A 13,463-nucleotide genomic window follows, 5' to 3' on the forward strand; every position below is an offset into this window, starting at 1 on the left:
GTGCACGCGATCTGCACCGAAAGCAGGCAGGATCGCACTGATACAAGACATTTGACAAAGATCGCGCCTTGGCACAAATTCTGCTTTTGTGCTCGCGTAACCGTGGAACCCGTCCTGACAGGAGCTAGCAATGGCTGATGCCGTTAAAAACGTTTTCAAGATGATCGAGGACAACGAAGTCAAGTTCGTCGATCTGCGCTTTACCGATACCAAGGGCAAGGAACAGCATGTCTCCATGCCCGCCCACGCACTGGATGAGGCAGCCTTCGAAGAAGGCAAGGCCTTTGACGGGTCCTCGATTGCCGGCTGGAAGCACATCAACGAGTCCGACATGATCCTGCGCCTGGACCCGAGCAGCGCGGTCCTGGACCCCTTCATGGATGAAAGCACCCTGATCGTGCGCTGCGACATCATCGAGCCCGCCACCGGCGAAGGCTATGACCGCGATCCACGCTCGATTGCCAAGCGCGCCGAGGCTTACCTCAAGAGCACCGGCATCGCCGACACCGCCTACTTCGGCCCGGAAAACGAATTCTTCATCTTCGATTCCGTGACCTGGGAGATCGGCATGTCCGGCTGCTCCTACAAGATCGACTCCCAGGAAGCCGCCTGGAACTCCGGCAAGGAATATGAAAACGGCAACATGGCCCACCGTCCGACGGTCAAGGGCGGCTATTTCCCCGTGCCGCCGGTCGATTCCAGCCAGGATATCCGCAGTGCCATGTGCCTAGCCCTGGAAGAGATGGGCCTGAAGGTCGAGGTACACCACCACGAAGTGGCCACCGCCAATCAGAACGAGATCGGCGTGTCCTTCGGTACCCTCACCCGCAAGGCCGACGAGGTGCAGATCCTCAAGTACGTGGTGCACAACGTGGCCCATGCCTACGGCCACACCGCCACCTTCATGCCCAAGCCCATCGTCGGCGACAATGGATCCGGCATGCACGTGCACATGTCTCTGGCCAAGGACGGCAAGAATCTGTTCTCCGGCGACGGCTATGGCGGCCTGTCCGAAATCGCACTCTACTACATCGGCGGCGTGATCAAGCACGCCAAGGCCCTGAATGCCCTCACCAACCCGTCCACCAACAGCTACAAGCGCCTGGTGCCGGGCTTCGAGGCCCCGGTGATGCTGGCCTACTCGGCCCGTAACCGTTCCGCCTCGATCCGCATTCCCTATGTGACCAATCCCAAGGCCCGGCGCATCGAGGTCCGCTTCCCGGACTCCACCGCCAATCCTTACCTGGCCTTTACCGCCATGATGATGGCCGGTCTCGACGGCATCCAGAACAAGATCCACCCGGGCGAAGCCATGGACAAGGATCTCTACGACCTGCCGGCCGAGGAGAAGAAGTCCATCCCGCAGGTCTGCGGCTCGCTGTCCGAGGCCCTCGACGCCCTGGACGCCGACCGCGCCTTCCTGACCAAGGGCGGCGTCTTCACCGACAGCATGCTCGACGCCTTCATCGAACTGAAGCGTGCCGAGGTGCAGGAAGTGAACATGACCACGCACCCGGTGGAAATGCGCATGTACTACAGCCTCTGAGGGATTCCTTCAGATGCAAAGGGCCCCGGCAACGGGGCCTTTTTTCGTCTGTCACCCCGCCAGCACAGGATTCAGGCTATCATTAGAAAAAGCTCCGGAGGACCCCATGCGCCGATTCCTGATTCCGCTTATCCTGGTCACCCTGCCCACCCCCGCCGTGGCGGACACCGTCTATCGCTGGCTGGACAGCCAGGGCAGCGTGCACTATGGCGGCAAGCCGCCAGCGGGTGCGCGGCAGGTACAACGCATTCAGGGCGATGCCGGGGCAAACGTGGTCGCTCCCAAAACCAATACCGAAGGCGCGACCGCGCCGAGCAGTCCGGCACAGGCCGAGACTCCGGACCCCGAGCAGGCATCCAGGACCAAGGCGCGGGAGCAAGTGCAGCGCGAGCTGGATACTGCCCGCCTGAGCCTGATCAATGCCCTGCAGGCCTACGAAACCGGGCGCGCCGTGCGTTACGGCAATGAACGCAACTATGTGCGTTATCTGGAGCGGGTGAGCGCGCTGGAGGCACGCGTGCGACTGGCCCAGGAGCGCGTGTTGCTGCTGGAACGCCAGATGCAAGAGCTCGAGTCCCGACCGACACCGACACCCACCAGTTCCGGGCAGTAACACGCACCATAATGGTGCATGGCCCGTCCGGAATGCGGGATTTCTGGTCATTACGCAGGGCGCACGGACGCCTTTTCCGGGCATGGATATTGCTAATCTCAGGCTATGACCATCCCGACTCCAAATGAAAGCCAGCCGGATTTCCCGGTGGAAGCCGTCCTGGAAGCCCTGAGCACCGCCATCCTCGTCGTCGACGAGCGAATGCGGATCTGTTATCTCAATCTGGCTGCCGAGGACCTGCTCAAGACCAGCCTGCGCCATAGCCATGGGCAAAGACTCTCATCCCTGATCGAGGTATCCCCGGTGCTCAGGGGACAGTTCCAGGAAGTGCTGCATTCGCAGGCGCCGGTCACCCATCGCGGCCAGTCCCTGCGCGTTTCCCATTGGGGCGAGATCCTGGTCGATCTCTATGTCTCGCCACTGTCGCTTGCCCTGCCGACGGCCTCCACAGGCGCGCGCGTCCTGATCGAGCTGGTGCGCCAGGATTGGCACCTGCGGGTCTCGCAGGAAGAGATGCTGTTGACCCAGCATGTGGCCACCCAGGAAGTGGTCCGGGGGCTGGCACACGAGATCAAGAACCCGCTGGGCGGTCTGCGGGGCGCGGCGCAATTGCTGGAGCGCCACCTGGAAGACGCCAACCTCAAGGAGTACACCCATATCATCATCAAGGAGGCAGACCGCCTCAGCCGGCTGCTGACGCGCCTGCAGGGTGCCCAGGACCGGCCGCGACTGGCGCCCTGCAATATTCATCACGTGCTCGAATACGTGCGCCGGCTGGTGCAGCCGGAGTTGCCGACCGGCATCGATCTGCGCTTCGATTATGACCCGAGCATCCCCGAGTTTCCGGCAGATGCCGAACAGCTCATTCAGGTATTCCTGAACCTGGTGCGCAACGCGGTGCAGGCCCTGGGACAGGAAGGCCGCATTTTCCTGCGCACCCGCGTGGTACGGCAGTTCACCATCGGCGCACGCCGCCACCGGCTGGCGGTCTGCGCCGAAGTCGAGGACAACGGGCCCGGCATTCCGATTGAAATGCAGTCGCGCATCTTCCTGCCACTGGTCACCGGCCGCCCCGACGGCATGGGCCTGGGGCTATCCATCGTGCAATCACTGGTGGCGGGCCACAAGGGCACGGTGGAACTGAAATCCGAACCGGGCCTGACGCGCTTCAGTGTCATCCTGCCCATGCAAACCGAGGAGCCGAGCGCATGAAGCCCGTCTGGGTCATAGATGATGATCATTCCATTCGATGGGTACTGGAAAAGGCCCTGGAAGGCGCGGGCATCCCGGTGGAAAGCTTCGCCAGTGCCGCTGGCATCATCGAGCGCCTCCACCGCGAACAGCCGTCCGCCATCATCAGCGACGTGCGCATGCCGGGCATGAACGGGCTCGATCTGCTGCAACGCATCCAGAAACAGTGGCCGCATCTGCCCGTCATCATCACCACCGCGCATTCGGATCTCGACAGCGCGGTGGCGGCCTTTCAGGGCGGGGCCTTCGAATACCTGCCCAAGCCCTTCGACGTGGATGAGGCCATCAGTCTGGCCCGGCGGGCCATGGAACATCAGTCTCCCGCCCAGGAAGAGCCCTCCGAGAGCTTCGCGCCCCGCGAGATCCTGGGGGAAGCGCCGGCCATGCAGGAGGTCTTTCGGGCCATCGGCAGGCTGTCGCGCTCACATATCAACGTGCTCATCAACGGCGAGTCGGGTACCGGCAAGGAACTCGTCGCCCATGCCCTGCACCGCCACAGCCCACGGGCCAATGCCCCCTTCATCGCCATCAACACCGCCGCCATACCGGCGGAATTGCTGGAATCCGAACTGTTCGGCCACGAACGTGGCGCCTTCACCGGTGCCGTGAGTCAGCGCCATGGCCGCTTCGAGCAGGCCAATGGCGGCACGCTCTTTCTCGACGAGATCGGCGACATGCCGGCCGGCCTGCAGACGCGTCTGCTGCGGGTGCTGGCCGATGGCGAGTTCTATCGGGTCGGTGGTCACACCCCCATCCGCGTGAATGTGCGGGTGATTGCCGCCACCCATCAGCATCTCGAGCGGCTGGTGCAGGAAGGCCGTTTCCGCGAAGACCTCTTTCACCGTCTGAACGTCATCCGCATTCAGCTGCCCGCGTTGCGCGAGCGACGCGAGGACGTGCCACAGCTCGCCCGGCATTTTCTCGCCAAAAGCGCCCAGGAGCTCGGAGTGGAGCGCAAGCGCCTGAGTGCCGCGGCCGAGGAGGCGCTGACAGGCTTTGGCTGGCCGGGCAACGTGCGCCAACTGGAGAACGTTTGTCGCTGGCTGACGGTCATGGCACCGGCCCAGGTGGTGCAGGTACATGACCTGCCACCCGAGATTCACGGCGCCGACAAGGCTGGGGAGCCCGCGATAGCCATCCAGACCCACCGGGAATGGGACCTGGTGCTGGCGGACTGGGCGCGGATGCGGCTGCGCCAAGGCCAGGAAAACCTGCTGGAAGAGGCCGGTCCGCGCTTCGAACGCACCCTGCTGGAAGTGGCGCTCGCATATACCCAGGGGCACAAGCAGGAAGCCGCGCGCAAGCTCGGCTGGGGGCGCAACACCCTGACCCGCAAGCTGCGGGAACTGGGCATGGATCATGGCGAGGAGGACGAGCACTGGCAGGATCAGGAACAGGCCGAAGAGGCAACGCGGCGTCCTTAAGTCCGATACGGATCACGAACTTGCAGCCACCCAGGAGGGTCTTAACGCTTGTAGGCGCGTTTTTGGCGCCGCAAACCAAGAGGTGAACCATGAATCGTGATCAGATCAAGGGACGCGGCAAGGAAGCCATGGGCAAGGTCCAGAAGGAAGCCGGTCGCCTGAGCGGCGATACCAGCACCGAGGTGAAGGGTACCGCCAAGGAAGTGGCCGGCAAGACCCAGAAAACCTTCGGGGACACCAAGGCCAAGACCGAGCATTGAGGTCTACGCGTACCCCCGCATCGTCCTCGAAGTGGCGATGCGGGGGTTTTCAGCGAGATGAGCCCAAAACAGAGGGAACACCAATGAACCGTTATCATGACCGTGAACGAGACCTGGCTGTGCAGGCCTTCCTGGGTCAGGAACGCCAGCTCCCGGAAGATCCGCTAGAAGAACGGATCGTCGTCTGGAAGACCTTTCGCGACCCGCAGGAAGCCCGGGATTATGCCGAGAACATCCTGCTCGATACCGACCAGGAACTGGTGGGCGGCTATTGCGCCGACAGCCTTGGGCGGGTTTACTGGGTGGGAGTACAGGTCCCGGACGTGCGGGCCTGGGGACACAGCATGGCCATCCACCTCAGGGATCCTTACGATGCCCAGGACCCGGATAGCAAGGGGCACGGCATCAGTGCCTGATCATTCCTCCGGCACCATCCGCGAGGGCCAGACCCGAAACAGGGTATAGGCACCAAACAGCCCCAGAATCCAGGAAGGCCAGGGCAGCCCGCCAAAGCGGGCGAATTCCTGCGGTCCGAGTTGCGCGGCCACGAAAGCCGCGATGATCAAGCCTACGCCCACGACTCCCATGAATACCCGATGCAGGCCGACCCGGATCTCCAGTCGCAAGGCATCTGGCTGATCCGACTTGAGCCTGATCTGAAGCTGTCCATGTACGGCCTGATCCAGGGCGGCATGCAGCAAATTGGGGATATGCGGCAGGTTCAGGCCCCATTTGGGGGCTGCATCGCGAAATTCCTGCAACCAGGCCAGCGGCCCGCGCTGCTGGTTCATCCAGGTGGACAGCAGCGGCGCGCCAATCTCCCAGATGTTCAGATGAGGATTGAAGTTGCGGGCGATACCCTCGACATTGACCAGGGTCTTTTGCAGCAGCAACAACTGCGGCTGGGTCTGCATGTTGAACTGGCGCGTGGTCTGAAACAGGCGCAGCAGCAGGTTGCCCACGGAAATCTCGTTCAAGGGGCGCTCGAAGATCGGCTCGGCGATGGCCCGCAAGGCCGTTTCGAAATCCTGCACGTTGGTGTCCGGCGGCACCCAGCCGGCCTCGATGTGGGCCTGCGCCAGCCGATAGTAATCCCGCTGAAAGAAGGCTGACATGTTTTCCGCCAGATAGTGCTGGCTCGCCTTGTCCAGCGTCCCCATGATGCCGAAGTCCACGGCAATGAAACGACCATTAATCGGATCGATGAAGATGTTGCCCGGATGCATGTCGGCATGGAAAAAGGCATCGGAAAACACCTGACGGAAGAATATCTCGGCAGCCCGGCGCGAAAGCTGGTCGAAATCGATGCCGGCTTCTGCCAGTTCCTCATAATGGCTGACCGGAATACCGTGGATGCGCTCCATCACCAGCACCGACTGGCTGCAGTACTCCCAGTAAATCTGCGGCACATAGAGCAGCTCGGGAAACTCGGCGAAGTTGCGCCGCAGCTGGCTGGCATTGGCCGCCTCGCGCAGGAGATCCAGCTCGCCAAGCAGCGTCTTGGCATATTCCTTTACCACCGCACGGGTGCGCAGCCGCCGACCTTCGGCGGTGTAACGCTCCAACAGATCGGCCAGGAAGGCGAGAATCGAGAGGTCCTGCTCGATCACGGTTTCGATGCCGGGCCGGCGGATCTTGACTGCCACCTCGCGACCGTCGCGCAGATGGGCAAAGTGCACCTGGGCGATGGAGGCCGCTGCCGCGGGCTCGCTCTGAAAATCACTGAACACCTCTTCCAGCGGATGCTGCAGCGATTGCGACAGGATGACCAGCGCGGTTTCGCTCGAAAAGGGCGGCACGTTGTCCTGCAGCAGTGCCAGCTCGCGGGTGATCTCGTCGGGCAGGAGATCGCGACGGGTGGAGAGCACCTGGCCCAGCTTGACGAAGGTCGGCCCCAGTTCGATCAGGGCCAGGCGCAGGCGCTGCCCGATGCTGCCTTCCGTGCGTCGCTCCACCCAGTAGATGGGATTGAGCGCCAGCACGAAACGATAGGGTCGCAGCACCGGCACCGAAAAGATCCATTCATCCAGGCCGTGCTTGACCAGCACCCGGACGATGCGCAACAGGCGCATGGCACGCTGGAAGGTGCTGCGCAGATCCGTGCGAACCGTTCCGGGGGTATTGGGGGACAGCAGATTACGCAACATGCATGAACCACTCTCGCGTGGCGTGGCAGGGCAGATCCACAAATGCGCCAAGCTTAACATGACCCGCGCCGACTGACACCGCCCAATGGCCTGCCAGCCAGCGCCGGATTTTGGTCTGGGGAGTTGATCCTTTATGATGTCTGGTTTCCAAGCCCGATGCCGCCATGCCCCTGGAATTACGACACCTGCGCACCCTGATCGCCCTGGCCGAGACCGGCAGCCTCTCGGCGGCGGCCGAGCGCGTCCATCTCACCCAGTCGGCGCTCTCGCATCAGATCAAGTCCATCGAGGACGAGTACGGCCTGCGCCTGTTCCAGCGCAAGAGCAGCCCCTTGCGCCTTTCGGCGGCCGGCCAGCGGCTGCTGGATCTGGCCAGGGAGGTGCTGCCCCTGGTGCGCAGCGCCGAGCGCGACCTGGCCCGGCTCAACCAGGGTCAGGCGGGGCGCCTGCGCATTGCGGTCGAGTGCCATACCTGCTTTGACTGGCTGATGCCGGCCATGGATGCCTTTCGTGAGAACTGGCCGGAGGTGGAACTGGATCTGGTGTCAGGCTTTCACAGTGATCCCCTGCCCCGCCTGCTGGATGACAGCGCGGACCTGGCCATCAGCTCCGAAGCCGCACAAATCCCAGGTCTCTGCTTTCACCCGCTGTTTCGTTACGAAGTACTGGGGCTCATGGCGCGGGGGCACCGGCTGGCTGAAAAGCCCTGGCTGGAAGCCACCGATTTTCGCGACGAGACCCTGATCAGCTACCCCGTGCCCGATGAGCGGCTCGATCTGTTCCGGGGATTGCTGCATCCGGCCGGCGTGCTGCCGGCGGGCCGGCGCACGACGGAACTGACTGTCGCCATCCTGCAACTGGTCGCCTCCCGGCGTGGGCTGGCCGCGCTGCCCGCCTGGGCGGTGGCGGGCTACGTGGAGAAGGGTTATGTGCAGGCCCGCCGGCTCGGGCCCCAGGGACTCTGGAGCCAGTTATATGCCGCGAGCCATGAGGAACAGGCGGATCTCGCCTATGTGCAGGACTTCGTGGAGACCGTGCGCGCGCAGAGCTTCGCGCAACTGTCCGGCATCCGCCCACTGGGAGAAATGGTCTGCTCCGGGGATCTGACCGAGGCGAAGCTGTCCTAAAAGCGGATGTAGGCGTAGCCGCGCTGCTGCAGATCGATCAGTCGGGTATAGGCATCGTGGACGATCTTGACCCCCGGCAACACGTCCTTTTCCGTCCAGCCCATGCTCTTCATGGTCACGCCGCAGAGCTCGACACTCACCCCATGGGCCAGCAGCTCATTGATCACCTTGTCGTTGGGATTGTAGGCAAATTCGTCCTTTTTATGACGCTGATAGGCGGCGTCATTGAGCACCCAGTAGGCCGCCGGCCCGTGCAGCACCACGCTGATGTGCAGATTCCGGGGGGCCACGCCCTGGTCCTTGTAGGCCTCCAGCAGCCCGCGTACGTAATAGAGCGCCTTGCCGATGCCGGCGTCCCAGACGTCATCCTTGACGTCATAGGCCACCCGGATGTTCTCGTGCTGCTCGACATTGATGACTGGCCGAGCCGCATCCGCGGTTGGCGCGGCGAGGGTTGGTGCTGAAAGGGCGAATAGCAGGGCAAGCATGAATGACCGGATCATGGGACACCTCCTGATTCCAGTATAGCCGAGGCGCCGGTCCGCAGGAGTTCGTGAACATCCCCGGCGTTCCCGACGGGGCAAGGCTGCACTGACATTTCCGCTTGCACGCATCCATGATACGCTACCGCTACAATTCATATAACGGCATATTCATTGATAATGAATATCGAACGAATCCTTACTCCGCTCTGTACCAAGCAGCCTGCCTTGGCCATCTCGTTCCTGCTCTGCGCCGGCCTCGGCCATGACGCGCTGGCCGCCAACTGGATCGCCATTCAGGGCATGGAGCCGGCAAATGCCGCCCCGCTACGGCTCTTTGGCTTCACCCAGGGCACCTATGAACAGCTTGTCAACACCGGGGATGGGCAGTCGTCGGAGTCGAGCTTCAATATCCGAAGGGCCCGGCTGGGCGCGCGCGGGGCGATCGCCGACGGCCGGGTCAATTACCTGTTCCTCACTGAATTCGGCAACAATGCCATCACCCGCCAGGACAGTGCCGTGCTGGTGGATGCCTCTGTCACCTTCAATCTACTGCCCGGCCTGCGCCTGCGCGCCGGCCAGTTCAAGCAGCCGACCATGGATGAAGCGCTGGAGGGCAATCCTTTCGCTTCGGATTTCATCAATTTCAGCCTGATCGCCGCACAGCTCGCGCAGGAAAACAAGATCATCTTTGATCCCAACACCGGCGTGAATCGCTTCGACGGCGGCGTCAACGCCTTTCGCGATGTCGGCGTGCAGGCCTTCGACGTGTTCCGCCAGGACGCCATGGAATATACCTACGCGCTGATGCTCAGCAACGGTCGTTTCGGCGGTACGGACGACAATGACGACAAGGATCTGACCGGGCGCCTGCAGGCCAGCTATGTCTTCAAGGGCGCGCTGAACTCCGCCCTGCGCGAGGAACTGAGCGCCTTCGTCTGGCACAGCGAGGGCCGGCGCGACTATAACGCGCAAGATTACCGACGCATGCGCCAGGGCCTGGGCGTCCACTACAATCGGGCGCCATGGCGCTTTCGCGCCGAATACGTACGCGCCGAGGGCATGATCGAGACAGGCCTGACCCCGCAGATCGAAGGCGGCACTCCCACGCTGGCACCCACGGGCGAGGCCGAAGGCTGGTATGCCATGGGGTCCTACTCTCTCACCCGGAACTGGGAATTGAATCTGCGTTACGACACCCTGGACCGGCTCACCAACCAGGGGGCCAGCGAGCGCGATTTCTCGACTTGGACGCTGGGAGGCCAGTACATCTTCAGCCCGCAGGCACGCGTCATGCTCAACTATGAAATCCGCGACGTCAGCGCGCCTCAAGGCGGCAATGCACCAGCGTTGCCGGAACGCGTCAGCGCCCAGGCCGTCCTGACCTTCTGAAGCTTGGACAGGGAGGCTCAGCAAAATGAACCTTCCTCCCTTCTCGCCTCAGTGCCGGACGGCCCCTTCGCAAGCCAATCAACGGCCCTGTTGAAAGACGACAGGGGTTCCTGGTGCCACATGCCGGGCCAGCTCCCAGGCATCCCAGTTGGTCAGGCGCACGCAGCCATGCGAGCTGGTATAGCCAATGCTTTGCGGCTCGGAAGTGCCATGGATGCCATAGTGCGGCTTGCTCAGCGCAATCCACACCAGCCCGACCGGAGAGTTCGGCCCAGGAGGCAACATGGCCTCCGGATTGGAATCCGGGACATCGTGAAAGAGCCTGGGCTGGTAGTGGAATTTCGGCTTGAAGGCAATGCGCTCGGCCCGCCAGGTGCCCAGCGGCAGGGGATCGTATTCCGACCCCAGGGTGGACGGATAATGAAACAGGATCTGGCCCTGGGCATCCAGGCCCTGGGTATAAAACCCCGTGGCCGAGACGACGATGCGCCGGACATCGTGGGGGGCCTTGTCGCCTTCCCAATCGACGGCCGGCGCGAAAATCCGCGTGCCGGGCCGGATATCCTGGAAATCGACCTGCGGATTGAGCTGGCGCAACACGGCAGACGTGCTGTGAAAACGCTCGCTCAAGGCCTCGAGCGCCGACTCATAGCCCAACCAGGAGAGATTGGCACGTTCATAGATGCCAGCAGGCAAAGGCTTGAAACGCGCTGCCGCATCCTCGGGCGCGGTGACATAGGGCTGCACCAGGGCACCAACAGGGGCCGCTGCTGCCCTAGCCAGCTGCTCAAGCGTTGGACGATCCAGTTTTCCGGTGGCCGGGAGATCGCGGGATTTCTGGAACCAGAAAAGGGCCTTTGTGGTGTTCTTGCCCCAATGGCCATCCAGCACGCCGGGCGAGAAGCGGGCGCGATCGAGCAGGATCTGAGCAGCCAGGACCGAAGGGCCACTGCTTGCCTGCAGGGGCAACTGGATATGCTGAAACTGCACACGCTCCGGATGGATCTGGCCGAAATTCTCGACCGGCTGGATGACGGGAATCTGGCCAGGTGACGGCATCGGCTGGGGAACCGCCGCCTGCGCAGGCAAGGCAAGGAGAATGGCAAAGACGAAATACAGCATGCTGCGCATACTCTCTCCCGTTTGGGGGCTTTGAGGATTGAGACCACAGGGAGGCTGGCAAGTTGGCCAGGATCCAGCCAATTAAGACGTCCCACCCCGCCGGGTTCAGACCGCCTTGGTTTTCTCGCCCCGCCCCAGACCACCCACCAGCGCAAAACGCAGCGCCTGCTGCGGCGTCATCTCGGGCAGTTCGATGATCTGGTCGCGGCGCACCAGATAGGTGAAGCCACCGATCTGGTAGCTCATCGGCACGTAGACCGCCACGCGGTCCTCGCCGGCAATGGTCGGCAGCTCGGGCAGGCTATGGCGGGTCAGCAGCCCGACCGTATAACCCAGGCCATCGGGCTGACGCACCAGCACTACCGTCTGAAAGCCGTTTTCCTTGCCACCGATGAGAAAGCTCACGGCCTCCTGAATGGTGCTGTACACGGACTCCAGCAGGGGAATGCGGGTCAGCAGACCATTGAGCCAGTCAAAAAAGGAGCGAGTCACCACATGCGAGCCCAGCACGCCAACGATCAGGATGGCGCCGAGGGTCAGCAGCAGTCCCAGGCCGGGAATGTACTTGCCAAACAGCAAGGCCACCACGCCCTGAAACAGGCCATCCATCATCTCCACCACCCAGACCGTCAGGTACAAGGTGAGCGAGATGGGCAGGGCGATCAGCAGGCCCCGGACGAAGATGCTGCCAAGCTGTTTCATGAATCCGGCTTCCCGTATGCAAAATGGCGTGAATACTCGTCATCATACCTTTTCTGCGGGCAAAAAGGCAGGTACGCGCCTTGGCCGGATGCGTCGGGACAGCGGAATCCTGTACCCTGAAAAAGGTCCAAGCTGCGATCTTTGCCTGCAATGAGGAAAGAATGCCAAAAGCGGCAGGTTTCCGGCCCTTGAGCGCCGCTGAAAGACGGCTCGCGGCCAGCATCTTTGCTGACCGGATCGATTACGCGCGCGTGCAGGTCCGGCGCCGCAGTTTTTTCCCCCTTGGGCTGCAGTCACGCACCACTGCCATGGCGCCGAATGGACACTTGTACTTTCATCCGCAAAGCCCGCTTTATCGGGAATGTTTCGCCGAATGCGCGCAAGGATCGTTACAGGGATTGTTCATCCACGAAATGGCCCATGTCTGGCAGCACCAGCAAGGTCAGCGGGTGTGGATATGGGCAGGCTTGGAGCAGCTTTCCCGCGATCCCTACGGTTATCGCTTGAAGCCCGGCAAGTCCCTGGCGCAATATGGCCTGGAGCAGCAGGCCGAGATCCTGCGCCACTACTTCTATCTGCGACAGATCCCCGCCCAGGCGGCAAAAATGGGGCTCAGCGCGGCGGACCTGCCGCCTTATCAGGATACCCTCCAGGCGTTTCTGGAACATACCGGCGCAAGCGCGGGCAGTATCCGGATTTAGCGTGAACATGAAGCAGGATTCAGCACTTTGCCTATCCCCGCCATGCCGGCCACACCGGCCTGATCCAGGAACCCTGCTTTCGTGCCTGCACGCGCGCTGATCGTGCACTGGCGCCTGCCACTTGCGCTGGCGCTGCTTTGCCTGCTGGCGCAATGGCCGGATCTGGCCCCTTATCTGCGCTATGAGCGCATAGCCATCCTGCAGGGCGAGGTCTGGCGCCTGCTCAGTGCACATCTGACCCACTTGAGTGTTGGCCATCTTGCCCTGAACCTGCTGGGGCTCGCCCTGATCTGGCAGATCTTTGGCGAGGGCTTCAGCCAGCGCCAGTGGCTCCTGATCCTGGTACTGATCTTTCTGGGCATCAGCCTGGGTCTGCTTGTTCTGTATCCGCAAGTGCAGTGGTATGTCGGCCTGTCGGGCAGTTTGCATGGCCTGTTCGTTGCCGGTGCCCTGGCGCAATGGCGCCGTGGCAACTGGCTCGGGCCCGTGCTGCTGGCAGGTCTTGCGCTCAAGCTGGTCCGCGAGCAATGGATGGGGCCGCTGGCGGGCAGCATCGCGCTCACTGGTGGCCCCGTGCTCACCCAGGCCCACCTGCTAGGAGCAATCGCCGGTCTGCTCGTTGCGGCACCGATCCTGTCTGGACAGCGCCGCTAAGTCCTGCCGTATCACCCTGCGAAAAGCACCATCCCAGCATTT

The 13,463-nt window shown here is 62.5% G+C and carries 15 protein-coding genes; 11 read left to right on the plus strand and 4 right to left on the minus strand.

Translation table 11 applies throughout. The features are described 5' to 3' along the window. Positions 1-130 precede the first annotated feature (130 nt). The 6 genes from glnA to WOB96_RS06250 all read left to right on the plus strand — a co-directional run bounded on the left by glnA (position 131) and on the right by WOB96_RS06250 (position 5,510). Positions 131-1,546, plus strand: coding sequence for a glutamate--ammonia ligase (gene glnA, locus WOB96_RS06225; protein ID WP_341370419.1), 1,416 nt, complete (start codon positions 131-133; stop codon positions 1,544-1,546). Between the two features lie 106 nt (positions 1,547-1,652). Next, positions 1,653-2,159, plus strand: a complete 507-nt coding sequence (locus tag WOB96_RS06230) for a DUF4124 domain-containing protein (RefSeq protein ID WP_341370420.1) — start codon at positions 1,653-1,655, stop codon at positions 2,157-2,159. 105 nt (positions 2,160-2,264) lie between these two features. Then, the gene (glnL, locus tag WOB96_RS06235) at positions 2,265-3,371 is read left to right on the plus strand and encodes a nitrogen regulation protein NR(II) (protein WP_341370421.1); all 1,107 of its coding nucleotides are present in this window, start codon (positions 2,265-2,267) and stop codon (positions 3,369-3,371) included. Next, complete coding sequence (ntrC, locus tag WOB96_RS06240; protein WP_341370422.1) at positions 3,368-4,834, plus strand: nitrogen regulation protein NR(I); 1,467 nt, start codon at positions 3,368-3,370, stop codon at positions 4,832-4,834. The genes glnL and ntrC overlap by 4 nt, the downstream gene beginning before the upstream one ends. 89 nt (positions 4,835-4,923) lie before the next feature. Further along, positions 4,924-5,094: a CsbD family protein gene (locus tag WOB96_RS06245; protein ID WP_341370423.1), complete on the plus strand. Its 171-nt coding sequence runs from the start codon at positions 4,924-4,926 to the stop codon at positions 5,092-5,094. Positions 5,095-5,177: 83 nt separating this feature from the next. Next, a complete protein-coding gene (locus WOB96_RS06250; RefSeq protein WP_341370424.1) occupies positions 5,178-5,510 on the plus strand; it encodes a hypothetical protein in 333 nt (110 codons plus the stop codon). Here WOB96_RS06250 and ubiB read toward each other — a convergent pair whose 3' ends face one another. Further along, positions 5,511-7,241: a 2-polyprenylphenol 6-hydroxylase gene (gene ubiB / locus WOB96_RS06255; RefSeq protein WP_341370425.1), complete on the minus strand. Its 1,731-nt coding sequence runs from the start codon at positions 7,239-7,241 to the stop codon at positions 5,511-5,513. A 164-nt stretch (positions 7,242-7,405) separates the two neighbouring features. On the opposite strand from ubiB, the gene WOB96_RS06260 reads away from it, so the two are divergent. Further along, positions 7,406-8,368: a LysR family transcriptional regulator gene (locus tag WOB96_RS06260; protein WP_341370426.1), complete on the plus strand. Its 963-nt coding sequence runs from the start codon at positions 7,406-7,408 to the stop codon at positions 8,366-8,368. Here WOB96_RS06260 and WOB96_RS06265 read toward each other — a convergent pair. Further along, positions 8,365-8,871 (minus strand): DsrE family protein, encoded by a 507-nt coding sequence (locus WOB96_RS06265; RefSeq protein WP_341370427.1) that lies wholly within the window; start codon positions 8,869-8,871, stop codon positions 8,365-8,367. The genes WOB96_RS06260 and WOB96_RS06265 overlap by 4 nt on opposite strands. A gap of 207 nt (positions 8,872-9,078) precedes the next feature. Here WOB96_RS06265 and WOB96_RS06270 point away from each other — a divergent pair, with 207 nt between their 5' ends. Continuing rightward, on the plus strand, positions 9,079-10,242 hold the full coding sequence (locus WOB96_RS06270) for a porin (protein ID WP_341370428.1): 1,164 nt from the start codon (positions 9,079-9,081) through the stop codon (positions 10,240-10,242). Between the two features lie 78 nt (positions 10,243-10,320). On the opposite strand, the gene WOB96_RS06275 is transcribed toward WOB96_RS06270, so the two are convergent. Both WOB96_RS06275 and WOB96_RS06280 read right to left on the minus strand, forming a co-directional pair. Beyond that, positions 10,321-11,373, minus strand: a complete 1,053-nt coding sequence (locus WOB96_RS06275; RefSeq protein WP_341370429.1) for a L,D-transpeptidase family protein — start codon at positions 11,371-11,373, stop codon at positions 10,321-10,323. 96 nt (positions 11,374-11,469) lie between these two features. Then, on the minus strand, positions 11,470-12,066 hold the full coding sequence (locus tag WOB96_RS06280; RefSeq protein WP_341370430.1) for a DUF502 domain-containing protein: 597 nt from the start codon (positions 12,064-12,066) through the stop codon (positions 11,470-11,472). Between WOB96_RS06280 and WOB96_RS06285 the strand changes: the two genes are divergently transcribed. From WOB96_RS06285 to rrtA, 3 genes are all read left to right on the plus strand, one after another. Then, positions 12,065-12,220, plus strand: a complete 156-nt coding sequence (locus WOB96_RS06285) for a hypothetical protein (RefSeq protein ID WP_341370431.1) — start codon at positions 12,065-12,067, stop codon at positions 12,218-12,220. The two genes, WOB96_RS06280 and WOB96_RS06285, sit on opposite strands and share 2 nt — an antisense overlap. A 7-nt stretch (positions 12,221-12,227) precedes the next feature. Further along, a complete protein-coding gene (locus tag WOB96_RS06290; RefSeq protein WP_341370432.1) occupies positions 12,228-12,767 on the plus strand; it encodes a hypothetical protein in 540 nt (179 codons plus the stop codon). An 81-nt stretch (positions 12,768-12,848) separates the two neighbouring features. Next, positions 12,849-13,421, plus strand: coding sequence for a rhombosortase (gene rrtA / locus WOB96_RS06295; protein ID WP_341370433.1), 573 nt, complete (start codon positions 12,849-12,851; stop codon positions 13,419-13,421). The last annotated feature ends 42 nt before the right edge of the window (positions 13,422-13,463 follow it).

Origin of the sequence: Thermithiobacillus plumbiphilus (assembly GCF_038070005.1) — a bacterium.
Lineage (GTDB): Bacteria > Pseudomonadota > Gammaproteobacteria > Acidithiobacillales > Thermithiobacillaceae > JBBPCO01.